The 19,072-nt window shown below is 47.1% G+C and carries 21 protein-coding genes; 10 read left to right on the forward strand and 11 right to left on the reverse strand.

Going from position 1 to position 19,072, the window contains the following annotated elements; translation table 11 throughout:
• The first annotated feature begins 3 nt into the window (after positions 1–3).
• From SIC45_RS00500 to SIC45_RS00510, 3 genes are all read left to right on the forward strand, one after another.
• Positions 4–486: a hypothetical protein gene (locus SIC45_RS00500; protein WP_319630664.1), complete on the forward strand. Its 483-nt coding sequence runs from the start codon at positions 4–6 to the stop codon at positions 484–486.
• Between the two features lie 109 nt (positions 487–595).
• The gene (locus SIC45_RS00505) at positions 596–2,119 is read left to right on the forward strand and encodes a sodium:solute symporter family protein (protein ID WP_298784576.1); all 1,524 of its coding nucleotides are present in this window, start codon (positions 596–598) and stop codon (positions 2,117–2,119) included.
• Positions 2,112–3,290: an iron-containing alcohol dehydrogenase gene (locus SIC45_RS00510; protein WP_319630665.1), complete on the forward strand. Its 1,179-nt coding sequence runs from the start codon at positions 2,112–2,114 to the stop codon at positions 3,288–3,290. Before SIC45_RS00505 ends, SIC45_RS00510 begins: the two co-directional genes overlap by 8 nt.
• A 42-nt stretch (positions 3,291–3,332) precedes the next feature.
• Here SIC45_RS00510 and SIC45_RS00515 read toward each other — a convergent pair whose 3' ends face one another.
• Positions 3,333–4,271 (reverse strand): ABC transporter substrate-binding protein, encoded by a 939-nt coding sequence (locus tag SIC45_RS00515; RefSeq protein ID WP_319630666.1) that lies wholly within the window; start codon positions 4,269–4,271, stop codon positions 3,333–3,335.
• A 227-nt stretch (positions 4,272–4,498) separates the two neighbouring features.
• Here SIC45_RS00515 and SIC45_RS00520 point away from each other — a divergent pair, with 227 nt between their 5' ends.
• Entirely contained in the window at positions 4,499–5,674 is a 1,176-nt protein-coding gene (locus tag SIC45_RS00520; protein ID WP_319630667.1) for a pyridoxal phosphate-dependent aminotransferase, read from the forward strand.
• 22 nt (positions 5,675–5,696) lie between these two features.
• On the opposite strand, the gene SIC45_RS00525 is transcribed toward SIC45_RS00520, so the two are convergent.
• The gene (locus tag SIC45_RS00525; RefSeq protein WP_319630668.1) at positions 5,697–6,143 is read right to left on the reverse strand and encodes a DUF4385 domain-containing protein; all 447 of its coding nucleotides are present in this window, start codon (positions 6,141–6,143) and stop codon (positions 5,697–5,699) included.
• 181 nt (positions 6,144–6,324) lie between these two features.
• Here SIC45_RS00525 and SIC45_RS00530 point away from each other — a divergent pair, with 181 nt between their 5' ends.
• Genes SIC45_RS00530 through dhaM form a run of 4 tightly spaced genes read left to right on the forward strand, consistent with a single transcriptional unit; the run spans position 6,325 to position 8,823 of the window.
• The gene (locus SIC45_RS00530; RefSeq protein ID WP_298784584.1) at positions 6,325–6,807 is read left to right on the forward strand and encodes a DinB family protein; all 483 of its coding nucleotides are present in this window, start codon (positions 6,325–6,327) and stop codon (positions 6,805–6,807) included.
• A gap of 18 nt (positions 6,808–6,825) precedes the next feature.
• On the forward strand, positions 6,826–7,794 hold the full coding sequence (gene dhaK, locus SIC45_RS00535) for a dihydroxyacetone kinase subunit DhaK (RefSeq protein ID WP_319630669.1): 969 nt from the start codon (positions 6,826–6,828) through the stop codon (positions 7,792–7,794).
• 7 nt (positions 7,795–7,801) lie between these two features.
• Positions 7,802–8,422: a dihydroxyacetone kinase subunit DhaL gene (gene dhaL / locus SIC45_RS00540; protein ID WP_319630670.1), complete on the forward strand. Its 621-nt coding sequence runs from the start codon at positions 7,802–7,804 to the stop codon at positions 8,420–8,422.
• Positions 8,422–8,823 carry a dihydroxyacetone kinase phosphoryl donor subunit DhaM gene (gene dhaM / locus SIC45_RS00545; RefSeq protein WP_298784590.1) on the forward strand — a complete coding sequence of 134 codons (402 nt, stop codon included), beginning with the start codon at positions 8,422–8,424 and terminating at the stop codon, positions 8,821–8,823. Before dhaL ends, dhaM begins: the two co-directional genes overlap by 1 nt.
• Positions 8,824–8,920: 97 nt before the next feature.
• On the opposite strand, the gene SIC45_RS00550 is transcribed toward dhaM, so the two are convergent.
• From SIC45_RS00550 to SIC45_RS00580, 7 genes are all read right to left on the reverse strand, one after another.
• Positions 8,921–10,192 (reverse strand): multidrug effflux MFS transporter, encoded by a 1,272-nt coding sequence (locus SIC45_RS00550; RefSeq protein WP_319630671.1) that lies wholly within the window; start codon positions 10,190–10,192, stop codon positions 8,921–8,923.
• Positions 10,193–10,298: 106 nt separating this feature from the next.
• Positions 10,299–10,604, reverse strand: a complete 306-nt coding sequence (locus tag SIC45_RS00555) for a hypothetical protein (RefSeq protein ID WP_319630672.1) — start codon at positions 10,602–10,604, stop codon at positions 10,299–10,301.
• A gap of 9 nt (positions 10,605–10,613) precedes the next feature.
• Positions 10,614–11,591, reverse strand: a complete 978-nt coding sequence (locus tag SIC45_RS00560) for a Gfo/Idh/MocA family oxidoreductase (protein ID WP_319630673.1) — start codon at positions 11,589–11,591, stop codon at positions 10,614–10,616.
• Between the two features lie 31 nt (positions 11,592–11,622).
• Entirely contained in the window at positions 11,623–11,985 is a 363-nt protein-coding gene (locus SIC45_RS00565) for a hypothetical protein (protein WP_319630674.1), read from the reverse strand.
• A 160-nt stretch (positions 11,986–12,145) separates the two neighbouring features.
• The gene (locus SIC45_RS00570; protein ID WP_319630675.1) at positions 12,146–13,204 is read right to left on the reverse strand and encodes a M20/M25/M40 family metallo-hydrolase; all 1,059 of its coding nucleotides are present in this window, start codon (positions 13,202–13,204) and stop codon (positions 12,146–12,148) included.
• An 86-nt stretch (positions 13,205–13,290) separates the two neighbouring features.
• Positions 13,291–14,523 carry a DNA polymerase IV gene (locus tag SIC45_RS00575; RefSeq protein WP_319630676.1) on the reverse strand — a complete coding sequence of 411 codons (1,233 nt, stop codon included), beginning with the start codon at positions 14,521–14,523 and terminating at the stop codon, positions 13,291–13,293.
• A gap of 128 nt (positions 14,524–14,651) precedes the next feature.
• Complete coding sequence (locus SIC45_RS00580) at positions 14,652–15,110, reverse strand: MarR family winged helix-turn-helix transcriptional regulator (protein WP_298784606.1); 459 nt, start codon at positions 15,108–15,110, stop codon at positions 14,652–14,654.
• A gap of 495 nt (positions 15,111–15,605) precedes the next feature.
• Between SIC45_RS00580 and SIC45_RS00585 the strand changes: the two genes are divergently transcribed.
• Positions 15,606–16,421 (forward strand): MBL fold metallo-hydrolase, encoded by an 816-nt coding sequence (locus SIC45_RS00585; RefSeq protein WP_319630677.1) that lies wholly within the window; start codon positions 15,606–15,608, stop codon positions 16,419–16,421.
• Between the two features lie 49 nt (positions 16,422–16,470).
• Here SIC45_RS00585 and motB read toward each other — a convergent pair whose 3' ends face one another.
• Both motB and motA read right to left on the reverse strand, forming a co-directional pair.
• Positions 16,471–17,229, reverse strand: coding sequence for a flagellar motor protein MotB (gene motB / locus SIC45_RS00590; protein ID WP_319630678.1), 759 nt, complete (start codon positions 17,227–17,229; stop codon positions 16,471–16,473).
• The gene (gene motA, locus SIC45_RS00595; RefSeq protein ID WP_319630679.1) at positions 17,222–18,034 is read right to left on the reverse strand and encodes a flagellar motor stator protein MotA; all 813 of its coding nucleotides are present in this window, start codon (positions 18,032–18,034) and stop codon (positions 17,222–17,224) included. Before motA ends, motB begins: the two co-directional genes overlap by 8 nt.
• Before the next feature lie 171 nt (positions 18,035–18,205).
• On the opposite strand from motA, the gene SIC45_RS00600 reads away from it, so the two are divergent.
• Positions 18,206–19,063 (forward strand): M15 family metallopeptidase, encoded by an 858-nt coding sequence (locus SIC45_RS00600; protein ID WP_319630680.1) that lies wholly within the window; start codon positions 18,206–18,208, stop codon positions 19,061–19,063.
• Positions 19,064–19,072 lie beyond the last annotated feature (9 nt).

Below are 19,072 nucleotides of genomic sequence, written 5' to 3' on the forward strand. Positions count from 1 at the left end.
AGTATGCAAATACAGACAATGAGAGGAAAGAAAAAAGAGTATTTGTTTACTTGTTATTATCCTAAGTACGCAGCTGAATGGCTCGTAACGTTTCAGACCCTATTTGGCGAACGAACAGAAAAAATTATTACCGCTGGAGACGGGATAACAAATCAGCAGGGCATCATAGATGGTCTGCCGGTCTGTGAAACTATCGAAGTACAGAACGAAGCAATTATTCCTTATGAGATCGAGAAGCAGGAATTTCAGGAGCAGGGAAAAGAGACATTAAGAAAATACTTTTTATATCAACGCCGTTCCTGGAAGGTTCCTGTAGTAAAAAGGGAGAACACGTATGTTTTTTATGCTCCTTATCAAATTGAAAGTGCAAAAAAACTTAACAGTAATAAAATGAAAGTAATGTTATATGAAGTGAGTTCAGAATCTTACGATAAATTAGAAAAGTTTCCTATTATCCAGCGATTTTATCAAGAAAGGGGAGCGTAGAATGAACTTCCTGATAATTATGGCCGTTTGTATAGTTGGCACCTGGGTCGGGATGGCACTGACACTTTGGAAAACAAATATTTTAAAGGAAAAAGAATAGGGGGATTCGATGGATACACAAATTGTAACCTATTCCTGGATTTTCATGGGCTTATTTATACTAATGATGCTTTATTTCGGCTGGATTGGAATGAAAAAAACGAAAACGTCAGAGGATTTTGCCACCGCAAGATCAAGCTACAGCCCCTTAGTAATCGCCTTAGTAATTGCAGCAGGTATATCCAGTGGCTCCACTTTTATGGGCATGCCGGGGCTTGCTTACAGCATCGGGACTCCGAGCCTCTGGTATCCGCTGCTTTATCCTATAGCCACCGTTATTGGCATGCTTTTTGTAGCTAAGGTTATAAAGAAATATGGCGATGAATTCGGTACAAGAACGATTCCGGAATTTATTGGAGAAAGATACAAAAGTGATTTTCTGCGGATTGCTTTAACGATTATTTCCATTTTGCTTATTTTTTACGTCGTTTCTCAATTTGTTGCTGCTGCGACAATGTTTCAAACTATGATGGGTGTTGATTACGGAGTTGGTTTAATTATCACAGCAGCAGTACTTGCTGTGTATGTATTTATGGGAGGGTCGCACTCAGATATTATTACCGATGCTGTACAGGGACTTTTAATGCTGATAGTGGCCATTACAGTATTTGTTTGCTTTATGACGAGCGTAGGCGTCAATGGTGGCTTTACCGATATGCTGAACACAGTGAGTAATGAAAATCCCCAGGGCGGCTTTAATCAATTGTTTCTTCCCGGTGATAATACGTACGGAGCTTTTTGGCTGGTAGCCTTACTATTTGTAGCTCACTTACCTTTTTCCGTGCAGCCGCACCTTGGTAACAAATTTATGGCTGTGAAAGGCAGTAAAGATATTAGAAAGCTGATTATGTATTGTACTATTTTTGCTACAATCCTGCCTTTAATGGCGTTGGGCGGAATGCTTGGAGTGGCCGTAGTCGGTGCAGACGCAGGTATTAGTCCTGACCAGATAATTCCGGTCCTTTTCAGTGAAATATTTCCGCCAGTAATTGCAGCATTTCTGGCAATAGCTGTACTATCTGCTGTAATGTCAACTTCAGACGGTCTGATAGTATCACTGACTCAACTGCTGGCTAATGATTTATATCGTAAAACGATTGTGCCTAAAATCAATATTTCGAAGGCAAAAGCGGAACGCAATGAATTGATTATCAGTCGTTACAGCACCTTTGTAGTAATCATAGCAGCTATCTTTTTCGCCTGGTCCCCGCCAGAATTCCTGGCAGTTTTCATGTGGATCGGCATTGGAGGTATCATGGCGGCTACTGCAGGCCCTATCGTGGTCGGTGGTATATGGGATCGGGCAAATAAAACAGCGGCTATTTCCTCTTTGATAGCAGCCACAGTTGTATACTGGTTCGTGTATCTGCCAATTGGACTTAACTTCTCTAATCCTTTCGGAGCTGCTGGTATTGGGGTCATCGTCGGTATGCTGACGATGTATATTGTAACTATAGCTACTACGGAGGCACCAAAGGAAAGCGGCTTAGATATAAAACAAAAACCTAGTACAAGGAGTGGAAAAAATGTATAAATCGTTTGTTTCCCCAATCAGAATTGTTTCAGGTGAAGGAGCGGTAAATGAAATACCGGCTTTGCTGAAGTCCTATCAGGCAGGGCGGGTGATGGTTTTTGCTGACCCGGGGGTGTTGGATGCTGGCATCGTAGCTCCTTTAGAAGACCAGTTAAAAGAAGCCGGGGTAATATATGAAATATATTCCGACCTAAAGCCGGAACCGCCTGTAGAAATTGGAAAGAATGCCCTGCAGGCACTAAAATCATTTGATGCAGATTTTGTTATCGGAATCGGAGGAGGAAGCTCGCTTGACATCGCAAAGGCAGTTTCTGTATTGCACGGTAACGAAGGGTCCATTGAGAATTATTTAAACCTTTCAGGAGATAAATCCCTTGCAAATAGAGGTCTGCCAAAGCTTTTAATACCAACAACTGCCGGTACAGGGGCAGAGGTAACAGATATAAGCGTATTTTCGCTGGAAGGTACCAAGGACGTAATCACCCATGAATTTTTATTGGCAGATGTTGCCGTGGTAGATCCGGATCTTACGATGACAGTGCCACCTAAGGTTACTGCTGCTACTGGGGTGGATGCTCTTACTCACGCAGTAGAAGCATATATTTCTGTTAACAGCACTCCGCTGACGGATGCCCTCGCTTTGGACGCAATGGAAAGAATAGCGAAAAATATTCGTACAGCTGTATGGAATGGCAGTAATAAAGAGGCGCGTGCACAAATGAGCTGGGGGAGCATGACTGCGGGGTTAAGCTTTTATAACGCAGGTGTTGCTGGTGTACACGCTTTAGCCTATCCGTTAGGGGGGTTATTTAAAATCCCTCATGGTGAATCGAATGCTGTACTTCTTCCTTATATCTTTGATTACATCTGGCCTTCCTGCATGGAAAAAATGGGAGTGATAGCAGAGCGGATAGGGGCAAATACTGAAGGATTATCAAAAAGAGAAGCCGCAATAGCGGGTGTGCGGGAGCTGAAAAACATTGTGGAGGATGTTGGGATTCCCTCTACATTGGAGCAATTCGGAATTAAAGAAAGTGATCTCGTGAATTTGGCTGAAAGTGGGGAAAAACAAACAAGGCTTTTAGCAAGAAGCCCTAAGCCGTATTCTTATCAGGATATTTTAGGAAGGTATGAAGCGGCTTATGCAGGTATTTTAGAAATTGACAAGTAAGTAAAAAAAGGCCCTGTTCTTATAAAAGAACGGGCCTCTGCTTTATTCGCCGGTAATTTTTTCTACTGAATCGTTGAGCTGGTATTCACGGCCAAGCAGCGTGAAATCACTCCATTTTGTATTGTTTACATAATAAAACTGGTCGTTTTGAACGGCTTCGGTATCAGCAAGCAGATCATCCACAAGCTCCTGGGATTGCTCTGTCGGTTCTCCCTGGTCGGTTAAAACGAACAGGTAGTCTGCCCCTTCCACGTACTCAGGCACTGTTTCAAGAGAGATGGCCTGCGTTTCCGTGTTTTCTTTCACGCCCTCTGTCGGTTCAAGTCCTGCGCCTTCATACAGGCCGGCAAATACGGATTGATCGTGAACGTATACTTCTTTGCCAATGAATTGGACGACGGCTGCTGTTGCATCTTCCGGCACGTTATTGTCTGCAAGCGTCTGTCTGGCTTCCTCCGCCTGCTGTTCATATTCGTTCAGCCATTCTTCGCTGGCATCTTCTTTGTTCAATGCATCAGCGGTGTTTTGAAGCTGCTCTTCCGGCGTGTCCCCAAAAGCAGTCATATACACCGGAGCAATTTGTTCGAGCTGATCGAGAGAGTCCGACTGATAATCGGATAAAAGGATCATATCCGGCTCAAGCTCGTTGATCTTCTCGACGTTTGGCGTATCACCGCCAACGCTTTCCACTCCCTCGAGCTGGGCTCCGTACGTATCGAGATAATAGTCAGAAGTGCCTATCGGCTGTTCATCAAGAATCAGCATGTCTGCTACATTCTGCAGGGCTACAACGTTTTGCGGATCTGATGGAATTTCCACTTCCCGGCCGGTGGGGTCAGTGACTGTTCTTGTTTCTGCCTCCGCATTCTCGCCACCGTCTTCACTTCCGCCGGAATCTCCGGATGAATCGTTGCCGCAGGCAGCAAGCACAAATAAAAAGGCGAAGCCAACTGCAAATAAAGAAATCCACTTTTTAACCAATATGTATATCCCCCTAGTTGATAATAATAATCATTTGCATGACTATTATATGGTATTCATTTTATAATTACAATGTAAACCTTTGGAACTAAGTAAAAAATGTTTTTCGCATATTTTTAATAGAGCGGGAGGGGTGTGCTTTAGCCTGTTTAACGTTACACTGAAGGTACTTTGCTTTTACGATTGTAAAACGCATGCCGGAGACTCTGCGTACAGGAGGAAAATTTATGCGATTCGAACCGTCTGAACAAATCGAACGACTGCCGGAACAGTTTTTTGCTTCACTTTCAAGAAAGGTCCAGAAACGCAGGGAAGAGGGACAGGACTTAATTAACCTGGGCCAGGGAAATCCTGATCAGCCGACTCCTGAGCCTATTGTCGAAAAGATGAGGGGCGCTGCTGAAAATCCGGAATATCATAAATATTCCCCATTTCGGGGGTATGAATTTTTGAAGAAGTCAGCGGCTGATTTTTATCAGCGGGAATACGGTGTGACGCTGGATCCAAAAACGGAAGTGGCGGTTTTATTCGGTGCAAAAACGGGGCTTGTGGAGATCAGCCAGTGTCTTCTTAATCCAGGGGATACCGCGTTACTGCCAGACCCGGGTTATCCTGACTATCTCTCGGGAACAGCCCTTGCCAACGCAGAAACGGCTTTTATGCCGCTTAAAAAAGAAAATAATTTTCGTCCCGATTTTCGGCAGATTGAAGAAGATGTGCTCAACCGGGCAAAAATGATGTTTTTAAATTATCCTAACAACCCGACTGCCGGCACTGCTACAACGGAATTTTTTGAAGAAACGGTCCGGACTGCTGTCCAGCACCACATTTGTGTCGTTCACGATTTCGCCTATGGGTCGCTCGGCTATGAGGGCGAAAAGCCTCCCAGCTTTCTTCAGACCCCCGGGGCCCGGGAAGTGGGCATAGAAATGTATACACTTTCGAAAACGTTTAACATGGCCGGATGGCGTGTGGCTGTTGCGGTGGGTAATGCTTCAGTCATAGAAATGATTAATAACATCCAGGATCATCTGTATGTAAGTTTGTTTGGGGCGGTTCAGGAAACGGCAGCTTATGCGTTTGATCATGGGGCAGAGATGGCTGAAGATATACTGAATGTTTATGAAAGCAGAAGAAACGTATTTATTCAGGCGCTTCACGATCACGGTGTAGCGGTACAGTCGCCCCGTGGTTCCTTTTTTGTATGGATGGAAGTGCCAAAAGGCTACACCTCTGCTTCGTTCACCGAAGAGCTGCTCGAAGAAGCAGGTGTAGTAGTCGCCCCGGGCCATGGCTTTGGCAGCATGGGAGAGGGGTACGTCCGCATTGGTCTGCTCGAAGAGGAACAGCGATTAAAAGAAGCGGCTGCACGGATCGCGGGCGTAGCCGTGGCGGTGAAATAAAAAAGCTGTTTAACTTTTTATTTCACCCATATTTCTGCTGATGGTCTTTTTTCCACGATAAATAGGTTTCGTCCTCCCGGGCCTTAATCCATTTTTCCTCAAAAATCCGGGCGGATTCGGCTTTTTCTTCATTGATCTGACGATCGTTCACGTTACCGTCTTTGTCGTATTTTTTGCCTCCTTTATAGTTGGCGTACCGGCGTGAGCGCGTATAGCCCATCTGCAGAAATTTTCTTGCCATATCCATTCCGACGAAGTCTTTTTGCTTTTTATACTCCAAAAATAATTCATAAATTTGCCCGGAGGACTCCCTGGCAATGTCCGGGGTCTTAAACCTCCAATACGGAAGAATTTCACTTTTATACGGCTCCACCATTAAAACGCCCTGTTCCCCGCGTCCTACGCGGTATTTATCCGGCTGTTCACGAAAATCAATACGTTCAAAATCTTCATTATAATTAAAGCTCATAGCTGCTCTCTCCTTTATTTGCCTTTGTTTTCTTTGCCCGAAAATGATAAGAGTTATGTGTGAAAATACGTGCCTTATCAAGATTTATTTTCCTTGAAAAGGGGAATAACTAGTATGCGTAGCAGAAAAAAGGATTATTGAACATACATATCGAATTCTTGTGGTGGATGGAGGTTTTAAGATGGAATATATTGAAAATGTACGCAGCCAGCTTCTGGAGGAAGTCGAACCAGTTCCGGAAGCAGATTGGAACATAAAGACAGACACTACTGATTGGAGTATCGCCCAGGTAGTGGAACACCTCCGGTTATTTGAAGCTTTCGTAGGGAGGAGTATGAAAAGTGCTCTGGAAACAGAACCTACCACAAGAGCGGAAGAAAAGCCGATTCAAATGATGAAGTACCGGCGCCGGCCGGCAGAAGCGCCGCAGGAGCTCCAGCCGGAGGACATGGAATTTGGCAAGCAAAACCTGCTTGAGGAACTGAAGGAAACAAGAGAATATATCCGTCACCTGGAGGAAAAGCATACCAGGGAAGACTTAGCAGCACGTTCCATTTCGCACCCCAATTTTGGGCCTATGCCTCTTCATCAGTGGCTGGAAATGATCGGTCTCCATGAGGAGCGTCATATCGCTCAAATTCAAGATATAAAAACTAAATTATAGACTGAGGGAGGATAACAAATGAAAAAGCTCATTAATGGTGTGGACCAGATTGTTTCTGAAATGGTGGAGGGACTGGTGGCCGCTCACCCGGATAAGCTCCGGTCGATTGAGAACACAAATGTCATCGTGCGGGCAGATGCCCCGGTGCAGGGGAAAGTAGCATTGATCAGCGGCGGTGGAAGCGGACATGAACCTGCCCATGCGGGATATGTGGGAGAAGGGCTGCTCGATGCAGCAGTAAGCGGGGAAGTCTTCACCTCGCCGACACCGGACCAGGTGCTTGAAGCCATTAAAGCTGTCGACAGCGGATCGGGAGTTCTTTTGATCGTAAAAAACTACAGTGGGGATGTCATGAACTTCGATATGGCTGCTGATCTGGCAGAAGCAGAGGATATTACGGTCAAACAGGTTGTTATACGGGACGATGTAGCGATTTCTAATCCGGAGGACCGCCGCGGTGTAGCTGGAACGACGCTTGTGCATATGATTGCCGGTGCAGCAGCAGCTGAGGGAAAAAGCCTGGACGAGGTGGAAGCCATTGCCCAGAGTGTGGCTGACAACTTGCGTTCAATGGGCGTGTCCCTTTCTCCGTGTACTGTTCCGGCTTCCGGTAAACCTGGATTTACCCTCGATGAAAACGAGATGGAAATCGGGACCGGCATTCACGGCGAACAGGGCGTGGAACGGCGCGAGCTAATGCAGGCAGACGCTGTTACGGAAGAATTGGTTCAGCACGTGCTCGATGATATGCATCTAAATGACGGCAGCGAAGTAGCGTTAATGATCAACGGTCAGGGTGCGACGCCTTTAATGGAGCTGTATATTGTGGCAAGAAAGGCCATTCAGCTGTTGAAGGACCGTGGTATTCATGTAAAGAAAACCTTTGTAGGAGAATATATGACGTCACTTGAAATGACAGGGTGCTCGGTAACGATTTTAAATTTGGATAAGGAACGTAAACGGTTGCTACTATCCGGCAGGGAGTGAAGTTTTCATGGAACTAAGCACAGCAGTAATGAAGCAGTGGGCACTAAGAATCAATGCAAAAATGCAGGAGCATAAGGACAGGCTCTCCGAGCTTGATCAGGCCATCGGAGACGGAGATCACGGGCATAATATGGCCCGCGGCTTTCAGGAAGTAGCCAATAAATTGGAGGATACTTCCTACGATGATATTGGCGCGATGTATAAAGACGTAGCTTCAACACTGATTTCGAAGGTGGGAGGAGCTTCGGGCCCGCTGTATGGAACGGCATTTCTTAAAGCAGCCAATGCATGGAAGGGAAGAGATGCGCTCGACAGCGCAGCGTTTACCGAAGGCATCGAGGCAGCCGTTGGTGGTATTGAAACGAGAGGGAAGGCTTCCCTTGGCGACAAAACGATGCTCGATGTATGGATTCCTGTGCGGGATGAAATGAAAGAGGATGGTGCAGACGCGGAGAAGGCTGCCAGCACAGCTGAAAAAGAAGCAGAAGCCACCATCGATAAAGTTGCTAAAAAAGGAAGGGCTTCTTATTTAGGAGAGCGTTCGAAGGGCCATATGGACCCTGGAGCCTTTTCATCTCAGCTCGTTTTTGAAGCATTGGCAGAAGTGTACAAAGAGGGGGCCTCTTAATGGCTAAAGTCAGCATCATCGTTATTTCTCACAGCAAAGAACTCGCTGACGGCATTGTAGATCTCGTATCACAGACGAAACAGGAGGATGTTGCAATCGCCGCAGCCGGCGGAACTGAAGACGGAGAAATCGGCACGAGCGTTGATCGGATCACAGGAGCCGTCGAATCAGTTACGACCGAAGAAGGTGTGCTTCTGCTTTTTGACATCGGAAGTGCATTAATGAACGCGGAAATGGCACTTGAAATGCTGCCGGAGCTTGAAGGCCGTATTACAATAGCTGATGCTCCGCTTGTGGAAGGAACGTATATCGCTGCGGTTGAAGCTGGCATGGGAAAAACGCTTGAAGAAGTAAAAAAAGCAGCAGAATCGGCAAAAGAATGGAAAAAAATCGAGGATTAATAAATAAACCCTGCAGCCATAAATTTGACTGCAGGGTTTTCGTTAATATACAGTTCTGCACAAAAGCTGAAATGACCGGGTTCCTTAGTGTTCCAGCTTAAGAGCTGGTTTTTGGTTTTGCATTTTTATAATAGGAATCCTGAGATGATTTTTCTTTTTCGGCAGAAGGTGTTTTCGACGAACGCGCGAGTAACACGTAGCTGAGCACTGCTGCAGCATCCGCTCCAAAAATCACTATCCCCATCGGTACTGCTGTATGCTCTCCGGCAATGCCGACCAGCGGGGCTGAAGCCGCACCGAATAAAAATGGAAGCAGCCCGATTAAAGCAGCAGCGCTGCCGGCACGGTGACCCTGTTCTTCCATCGCAAGAGAGAACGAAGCCGTATTGACAAGCCCGAGGCTTGAAACGACGAAAAACATTGGAATGACGATAGCAGCAAGCGGTGCCTGAATTACTGTCATTGTTAATAAGACAGAGCTTGAAATGAGGGTCAGCCCAAGCCCGAAGGTGAGTATTTTTCGTTCCGGGATAACACCGGCGAGCCGGCCGGTTGTCTGCGAACCGATAATAATGCCGATCCCGTTAAGTGCGAATAAAAAGCCAAAGGTTTGCGGTGACGCTCCGTAAATGCCTTGATACACAAACGGTGTGCCGGAAACGTAAGCAAAAATGCCAGCCATTTTTAAACCCTGGGCGAGAGCAAAGCCCATAAACGAACGATCCTTCAATAAACTGCCAAAGGTACGTACTGTTTCTTTTATATCGCTGTCTGAACGGTTTGTTTCCGGAAGGGTTTCCGGAAGCAGGGATAAAACAATAATAAAGATAATGATTCCTATCGCACTTAGTACGGCAAAGACGCCGTTCCATGTCGTAAAGTTAAGAATGGCCCCGCCAAGCACTGGAGCAATTATTGGTGCAAGGCCATTTACGAGCATTAACAGTGAAAAGAACTTTGTCAGTTCTTTTCCGGAGTACATGTCCCGGACAATTGCCCGGGAAATAACGATGCCGGCTGAAGCTGAAAATCCCTGCAGGAAACGGCAGGCTATTAGAATCCAGATGGTTGGGGCAAATATACATAAAATAGAAGCGGCTATATAAATAAATAGGAAAACAGACAGCGGTTTTTTTCTGCCATTCACATCACTCATGGGGCCCACGATTAATTGGCCAAAGGCGAGACCGAGCAGGCAGGCTGTTAAACTAAGCTGAACAAGCGATGTACTTGTATCAAGATCCTGGGCTATAGAAGGAAAACTGGGTAAATACATGTCGATAGTCAAAGCGCCAAATGCAGCCAGCGAGCCCAGCAGAATAGCCAGGCCGATCCGTTTTTTAGACGATACTGCCTGTGTGGAACTCATGATAAAATCTACTCCCTTGTTATAAAATACGTATTACGGGACACATCTGTTTTTTGCACACAAGAGAGGATTCTATCACAGAGCATATAAAAAGAAAAGCCCGTTTTTAAGACGGACTTTTCCTGGTCGTTGCTTCCAGAGCGGCAAACAGCAGATGCCAGCACTCTGCAGCAAGAACGAAAAAGAGAATAACAAGCGCTCCAGCCCATTCCTGAAAAAAGGCGAGAGCAATGATTACGTACCACGAGCATCGAAGCAGGTGCTGAAGCGGCGGCATCCATAAAAAGCACAGGGGCCGAAGGAGAAGAAAAAAGGCGAAGCTGAACAGGAAAAATACATATTCCTGGGTCAAGTCTACGGCAAATACAGCACTCAGCCCTTTATTTATTAAGGAAAAAAAGGAAAGATTCATCGCTTTCACTTACTCCTCATTATCTGCAGGAAAGCGGACGCCGATCTGGGCACGTATTTCATCAAGCACCTGCAGCACCTGCATAGAGCGTTCGATAGAAATGTGCCGCACGTCTTCACCGGCGCACAGCTGAATAAAGGCGCGTATTTCATGAGCCATGGAATCCTCCTGATTGTTTTCCCAAAGAACAGTCGTTGCATCTTTTTTTGTAAGGGTCACCCGGTGCATATGGTTAATATGATCGATGGTGATTGTCCCGTCTTCACCCTGCAGCTCCACCGGCTGGGTGGAAGAAGAAATTTTTGAATAGCTTACAACAGCCTGGGCTTCCGGATAACCGAGAAGCACAGCGGCCTGGCCGTCGGCTCCGGTTTCAAGCAGGTAGCCATGTGCCTGTACCGTTTGCGGCATGCCAAGGAGTTCAAGGGCGGGGTGAAGGCAGTAGATGCCGATATCCATCGAGGCTCCGTTGGAAAGCTCCGGCTTAAAAGCATTGAGTACGGTCCCTTCGCGGTAGGCATCGTAGCGGCTCGAATACTGGCAGTAGGAAATCGATGCCCGGCGCAGTCTTCCAATGTCGTCAAGATGGTTCGAAACAGCTTCCCATGCCGGAAAATACATGTTTTTGATCGCTTCCATAATGGTGACGCCGTATTCTGAAGCAGCGGCCAGAAGCCGCTTTGCTTCTTCCGCATTGGAGCACATCGGTTTTTCGCAGATGATGTGCTTGCCGTGCTGAATGCCAGCCATAGCGATGGAAAAGTGATGCCTGGTAGGGCTTGCAATGTACAGCGCTTCAACGTTTGTATCCCGGCAAAGCTGTTCTAAATCATCGTAAGCCGAAGGCGCGTCGTACTGATCCGCGAGCGTTTGGGCACGCTCAATATTCCGGGAATAAACAGCCTGCAGCTGAAAGTCTTTAAGCGAACTGCCGGCCTGAATGAAGGCTTCGGTGATCCAGTTTGTCCCCACAGTAGCAAAATTCATTATGTAAAACCTCCTTAAATGTCAGCTGGTCCTAAGAGCTTCCTTTTCTTTTCCGAGTCGTACGTGTTTTTGCTTCCGCTTTTGGGATGGAAGCCCGTCGTTTTCGTTCCTCAAAAAAGAGAAAAAACTGATCGTATGCCTCCACAGCAGCTGCAAAGCCAAGAATGAAGAAAATAGACCCGGCCTCCTGCAGTAAAACATAGCCGAGGGCCGCGTACCACAGCATTTTTAGCAGCCGGGCAGCTGCTGGTTTCCACAAAAAGAAGACAGGACGAAGTAAAAGGTACAGTAAAATAGCGAGAACAAATACAGCGATATTTTCGCCGAAGGTCCCCGGTACCCGGGAAATAATTTGATCGATGATTTGTCCGAATTCTGCTAAGCGTTCTTCCATTGGCTGCAGCTCCTTTGAGTGATGTAGATACAAGTATTCATAATTGTATCGTAGCGGTTTTAGACTCAAATGAACAGCCTTGAATCAAAAAAGGACAAATGATAAAAAGCTCCCTTCTTAAAAAAGAAGAGAGCGCAGCGTAAAAAGCATATAAAGTGAATTATGGACGGACAGGCCGCAGATCTTCATTTTCCTTCAGGGAACAAATGTATTCGACCAGCAGCTCGATAACATTTTCGATATCGTCCATGCTGGCTGTCTCCACCGGGGCATGCATGTACCGTAGTGGAAGAGAAACATTGACGCTTGGAACGCCGTTGCCAGCGAGCCGCAGCCGGTCAGCATCAGTGCCGGTCACCCTCGGGGTGAGCTCGTATTGCACGGAAAGACCGGCCTTTTTGGAAGCCTGCTCCAGTCCTTCATTAGCTTTCGGGTGGATCGGAGCTCCCTTGGCGAGGACAGGGCCGCCGCCGAGTGTCACTTCTGTTTCCTGGTTTGGATTGGACCCGGGGTAATCATACGCAAATGTAACGTCAAGGGCGATTGCTAAATCTGGACGGAGGCCGGCACCGGCAAAATGGGCCCCGCCCATGTTTGTCTCTTCATTGACTGTGCTCACGCCGTAGACGCCCACCGTCGGTCGTCTGTCCTGCAGCCGGCGCAGCACTTCTGCAGTAATAAAGGCACCTGTCCGGTTGTCGAGCCCGCGTCCGCTGAAACGGTCGTTTAGCAGTTTTTCGGGCGTGCGCTCATAAACTCCGGGATCACCGACGGAAAGATACTTTTCCATTTCTTCTTTGCTTTTAGCCCCAAAGTCTATGTACAGATCAGAAAAGGCGAAATCTTTTTTACTGCCGCCCTTATGTTCCGCATTGACACCCGTAACGCCTGTGATAGGTCCCTGCCTGCCCTGAAAGGTTACTTTCATTCCCAGAGCAGGCGCCTGGCTGATGCCGCCGAGCTTTTCCACCCGTACGAAGCCGCTGCTGTCGATGGACTTTACAAGAAAACCAATTTCATCGCAGTGCCCGGCTAAAAGGATGTGAAACGAGGCTTCCGGATTGATGACGCCCCAGGCATTGCCTATCGTATCCGTGTGAACTTCATCCGCATACGGAGAGACGTATTGAAGCCACTTACGCTGAATAGCTGTTTCATGTCCCGATGGGGAGGGAGTCTGGAGTAAATCGTATAAAAACTGTTCAGATGATTCCTTCATGGGTTTTCCTCCTTGGAAGTTCAATTTATTACAGCATCCCGTTTTTTATCTTTGCCGTCAACTCCTGTTCCTGAATCAGCTGGGGCCTACTTGTAGTGCCCCCCGATTTTTTCTGCCCGGGCAAGGGCCTGGCCGCCGGGAAGAAGCGATGAGGCCTGGAGCACAGCTGCTGGTCCGTACCTGTCCTTGAGAGCATCAATCGTTTTGTTTAAATCTTCGCGGTGCTCTTTTTCAGAAAACAGATCCAGCTGCACAAATTGGTTGCTTTCAAGCTGCTGCAGGCTGACGCTCAGCCCCCGGACCGGGAAGTGTGTCCAATGTTTATGAAACAGAAATGCAGCGGCTCTGTAGATAGCTTTGCCGTCATTAACCGGTTCAGCCTGGGCCGCCTGCCGGTGAAAATGAAGAGAATTTCCGTTGTCATGCCCCTCGGCTCCTACGGTAACTGTCCAGCCTGCACAGCCCTCTGTCCGGGCCCGGCGTCCAACCTCTTCGCTCAGCTCGCGCAAAACGACGCTGATATCCTCCCAGCTTGAGTAATCACGAGGGAGGGTCATGTGGTGTCCTATAGCCTTTCGGCGCGTGTGAGTGCCGGGAGAGACAGGGGAAGGGTCAATACCGTGCGCCGTCTGCCAGAGAAGTTCTCCGTTCAGTCCAAAACGGTGGCGAAGCTCTTCTACAGGATAGGCAGCAAGGTGGCCGGCTTTTCGGATTCCCATCTGCTGCAGGTGTTTTTCCATCCGGCGCCCGACCCCGAACAGGTGATTCACAGGAAGAGGCCAAAGCGTTGAAGCCAGCTGATCCTGCCTCAGGGTGAAAATCCCATCGGCAGATTTTTTGGCAAAATGGTCACAGGCCATCTTGGCGAGAACCTTGGTCGCTCCGATGCCGGTGCGGGGATAGACGCCGAATGCCCGGAGAAGATGCCGGTTGATGAAAAGAGCCGCCTGCTCCGGCGTGGAAGCTGTATGCTTGTATGTATGCGTCATGTCTGCAAAAAGCTCGTCTACGCTGTAAGGTTCTATTTTATCGCTGTAAGCCTCAAGCGCCGTCGCAATCTGCACAGAAATTTTTAAATACAGCTCCATGCGCGGAGGAATAATAACGAGCCCAGGGCACTTTTGCTGTGCTTCTCCGATTGTTTCGGCTGTTTTCACTCCTTCACGTTTAGCAACAGGACATGCAGCCAAAATTATCCCGCTCCGGATGGACGGGTCTCCGGCTACGGCTGTTGGTTTATGCTGCAGGTTGGAATAATACAGTTTTTCAACATTGGCGTAGAACGACTGCATGTCGATAAGAAAAATAATCCGCGCCACAGCCCCTCCTCCTTTGGTGAAAAAATTGCTCCTTTCTATAGATTATACCTCAAAATAAATATTTTAAACGAACAAACGTTCTTATTTTAAATAAAAACCGGACCCTGGTCCAGGGCCCGTTATCTGCATTATGAAGAAGGGAGACCCCTTTTTTGTACGAGGGTGTTATTGAAACGCTCAAGCAGCTGGGCAAATTGATCGCGTTCTTCCTTATCCCAGTCGGCCAACAGGCTGTCATACATATGAATCCGTTCCTGCTTCAGCGTATTGATCGCTTCGATTCCTTCGTTCGTAATAAAAATCTGATTGACCCGTTTATCGTGATGATCCGGCCGGCGGGAAACAAGGCCTTTTTTCTCCAGCGAATGGATCTGGCGACTGAGTGTCGAAATATCGAGGAGAAAATGATCAGCGAGCTCACGTGCAGAACGGGGGCTCTGCTGGTGCAGCACCTGGAGAATCAAATAAGCGGAACGATCCAGGCTGCTGGCCTGGCTGTCAAGCGTCCGTTTAAAATCCGCCCGGCGCATTAACGTAACTACGCCAGTTTCAATTAGTTCGAGCATTTCCTTATCATGTTCGTTCATCGGGGCCCTCCAATTCCAATCGGTCTTTTTCTCTATTGTAATATAGATCAGGATCGAAAAAAGAGATAAGCGTAAAACGATATATATAAAACGAAAATAACATACGTTCTTTCCTAGTCGGCTCGCTGCATAGCCCTTCTTTCAGCGTATTCGAGGCATTTTTCACAGACAAATACTTTTTCATTCTGTTTTGTAAAGTATGGGCGCATATAGGACGTTTTTGATCTGCAATAGTAGCAGCGCTTTGAGAAAGAGAGGCTTCTTATCCATTGCTTAAGCAACAAATTTTCCTCCTTTTGTATTGGGATGTATTTTTACGATAAGAGAAAGGGAGGATGAATGCGAACGATTTGCTCATGAAAAATTCAAAAAGAATGATTTGCTTTTATATGAATTTATATAATTATTCAATAAAATAATACTTCAATTCATGAATGAAAACCTTCATTTTCGGGAAAGAAACTGTAAATGAAGACTAATAAGAAGGTGATCAGCGTGGCAAAAAGATTAGACCGTGAACAATGGAGCGTATTTCAAAGCGAGCTCTATCAGACAAATACGACTGTCGTCGTGACAGATGATTTGATATTAATCACAGACCCTACATGGCTCCCAGCGGAGATTGAGGAGATCCGGAATTTTGTCGAGGAACGAAAAAAGAATCAGCCGGTATATCTGCTGCTGACCCATTCGGATTTTGATCACGTTATCGGAGCCGGTGCTTTTCCGGAAGCAACTATCATTGCTTCCCGTGGATTTAATGCAAGATCCGATAAGGAAGAGATTGTTCAGCAAATGAAAGAGTTTGACAGTGCATATTATATTCACCGCATCTATGAACTCCAGTATCCGAAACCAGATATTATTGTTGATTCGGATGAGCAGGTGCTTGAAGAAGGGGAGACCAAAATTACATTCTATCTGGCACCGGGCCATACCGTGGACGGACTGGCAGCAGTCGTAGAACCGCTTGGTCTCTGCATCGCCGGAGACTACTTAAGCAATGTAGAGATTCCCATTATTGAATATCACAGCGAATCCTACCAGTTTACGTTAAAAAAGCTGGATGAGCTCTGGAAGGACAGCAAATACAGCACTGTGGTTCCGGGACACGGTCTTGTGGCCTCGAAGCCGGAAGAAATAGAAAAGCGTCTCCGGGATTCAGAATGGTATATTGAAAATACGAAAAAATCGCTGAAAGACCCATACGTGGAGAGTGCCATTTTTGCGTTTATTGACCGTCATAAGTTTGAAGCACCGTTAAAGCAGGTACACGCAGATAATAAAGAACAATTAAAAACGGAAAGATAGAAAACTGGCTGCCCTTTTAAGGAGCAGCCAGTTTTTGGTTTAGTATTTCTTATTCAGAGGACTCGTTTTGATTACGTGGAAGAATCAATACCTCCACGCGCCGGTTCTGGGCACGGCCCTCTTCGGTATCATTAGAAGCCACCGGTTCAAACTCGCCGAACCCCTTGGCACTGAAGTCTCTTGGGTCGAGATCGGGATTTTCGAGCACTATCTCCATAAAATGCACTGCCCGCATGACGCTGAGTTCCCAGTTTGTGCTGAAATCGGCGTTCGCGATAGGGGTGTCATCCGTATGGCCGCTGATAATAATGTTGCGCGGGGGATTTAGTACCAGCAGCTCGGACATATCCCCGGCAGTTTCAAGAGCCTCTTCGCGTATTTCTGCTTCACCAACATTAAACAAAATATTGTCTTTAATGGAGAGGAGCAGTCCATCATCAGAGAGACGGGTCGTAAACTGGCCTTCAAGTCCCCGTTCATCAATAAATCCTTCCACTCTCTCCTGGAGCTCGGCAAGTTCGTTTTGATCCTCTGCCTCTTCGATTGCTGTTGGAGGACTTTCATCGATATTGTCTTCGGCATTCAGCTCTTCGACAGAGCTTCCGGATTCGTTGATGCCGCTTCCACCAGTGAAAACAGAGTTAAAGGAGTCGGAGATCTGGTCAAATTTTCGGGCATCCACCTCACTTGATGCAAATAGCACGATAAACAGTGCAAGCAGGAGGGTCAGGAGGTCTGCGTAAGGAAGAAGCCAGGCTTCACTGACGTGTTCTTCCTCTTCCTTTTTCCGCTTACGCCGCCTAGCCATTTTCGGCACCTTCCTTCCATTCGGCTTCCTGGGCCGCTTCCATAATCTTTTCCCGTTCCTTCGCTGGAACGTACATTAAAAGCTTTTGTTCAATTGTTTTGGGCGGCTGCCCCTCCTGGACCGATAATACACCTTCAATCATGACACTGCGGACATGAATTTCGTGCTTGGATTTGCGCTTGAGTTTATTGGCAAAGGGGTGCCAGAGCACATAGCCGGTGAAAATGCCGAGAAGTGTGGCGACGAAGGCAGCGCTGATTGCTTCTCCAAGCTTATCGATATCAGACATGTCGGCAAGCGCCGCAATGAGACCGACCACAGCACCGAGCACACCGAGTGTAGGCGCATAGGTTCCTGCCTGGGTGAAAATAGAAACGCCTGTTTGATGACGGGATTCGATTGCTTCGAGCTCTTCGCTCATGATGTCGCGGATAAAATCTGAGTTCTGGCCGTCCACAGCCATCGTCATACCATTACGAAGAAAGGGGTCCTGAATGTCCTGAACGTCGCCCTCGAGGGCCAAGAGACCTTCTTTTCTAGCTGTCTGGGCCCATTTGGAGAACATGGGAACAAGCTGAGCGACACTCCATTCATTCTGATTTTTAAATAAAACGCCGAAAAGCTTCGGCACGTTTTTTAATTCATTACCGGGGAAAGCAATTACTACAGTGGCGATCGTTCCCCCAAAAATAATTAATAAAGCGGCCGGGTTCAGCAAAGAAATGAGCTCCATCCCTTTAATGGCGATACCGCTCATGATAGCTGCAAAAGCTATAATAATGCCGATGATTGATGCCTTATCCATACGTATCAATCCCTTTATGTTTGATTCTACTGTTTATATCGGCGCTTAAGATGCTAACATAAAGAAGGATAGAAAAATTCATGAGGAAGTAAGGAATAATTAACTAGGCAGACGATCTTGTGAATAAAAAAGCATAAAGACGCCTTGAATGGCAGGGAAAGGATGTCCATGATGAAAAAATGGATGATCGTTGCAGGAATGTCGGGGCTCTTGGTCAGTACCGGCTGTGCGAATAACGGGAACGAAGAGAGCGGAGCTGAAGAAGCTGAAGAAGCCTCTTCGGACGCTTCAGGGGAAAATAACGGAGAAGGTCAGGAAGAAACAGAGGGCGATACAGAAGAGAATGCAGAGGAAGCAGAAAATGACGAGCAGGCAGATGCAGGAGAGGAGCCGCCCAAGACAGAAGAAAACGGAAATTTGGAGAACCCATCGGCTATCGACGCTTTAATTAACCGTGAATACCATCTGCCTTCAGATTATGAACCGGAAAACTTAGTAATTCCGGACGTGGCTTTTCCATTTGAGGGAGAGCCCCAGAAAAAGTATATGAGAGAAAAAGCGGCAGCGCAGCTTGAAAACATGTTCGCGGAGGCGCAAGAGGAGGATATTGAGCTTTCGGCTGTGTCGGGATACCGTTCGTATGACCGTCAGGAAAGTATATTTGCAGCTAACGCGGAAGAAGACGGAGAAGAAGAGGCGAACAAATATAGTGCAAGAGCCGGGGAGAGCGAGCATCAAAGCGGTCTGGCGATGGACGTGAGTGCTGCATCCGTCGGCTATTCGTTAACGACAGATCTCGGTGAAACAGAAGAAGGGGAATGGCTTGAAGAAAATGCGCATGAGTACGGCTTTGTAGTCCGCTATCCTGAGGATAAAACGGATATTACCGGCTATCAGTATGAGCCCTGGCACGTGCGGTATGTAGGAAAAGATTTAGCCGGAATGCTTCACGAAAACGATTGGGTGATGGAAGAGTATTACAGAGAGGAGCTCGAAGAAGAGTCATCAAACGGCGAAGAAGACAAATAAAGCCGGGGG

Source organism: Marinococcus sp. PL1-022 (genome assembly GCF_033845285.1).
GTDB lineage: Bacteria > Bacillota > Bacilli > Bacillales > Marinococcaceae > Marinococcus.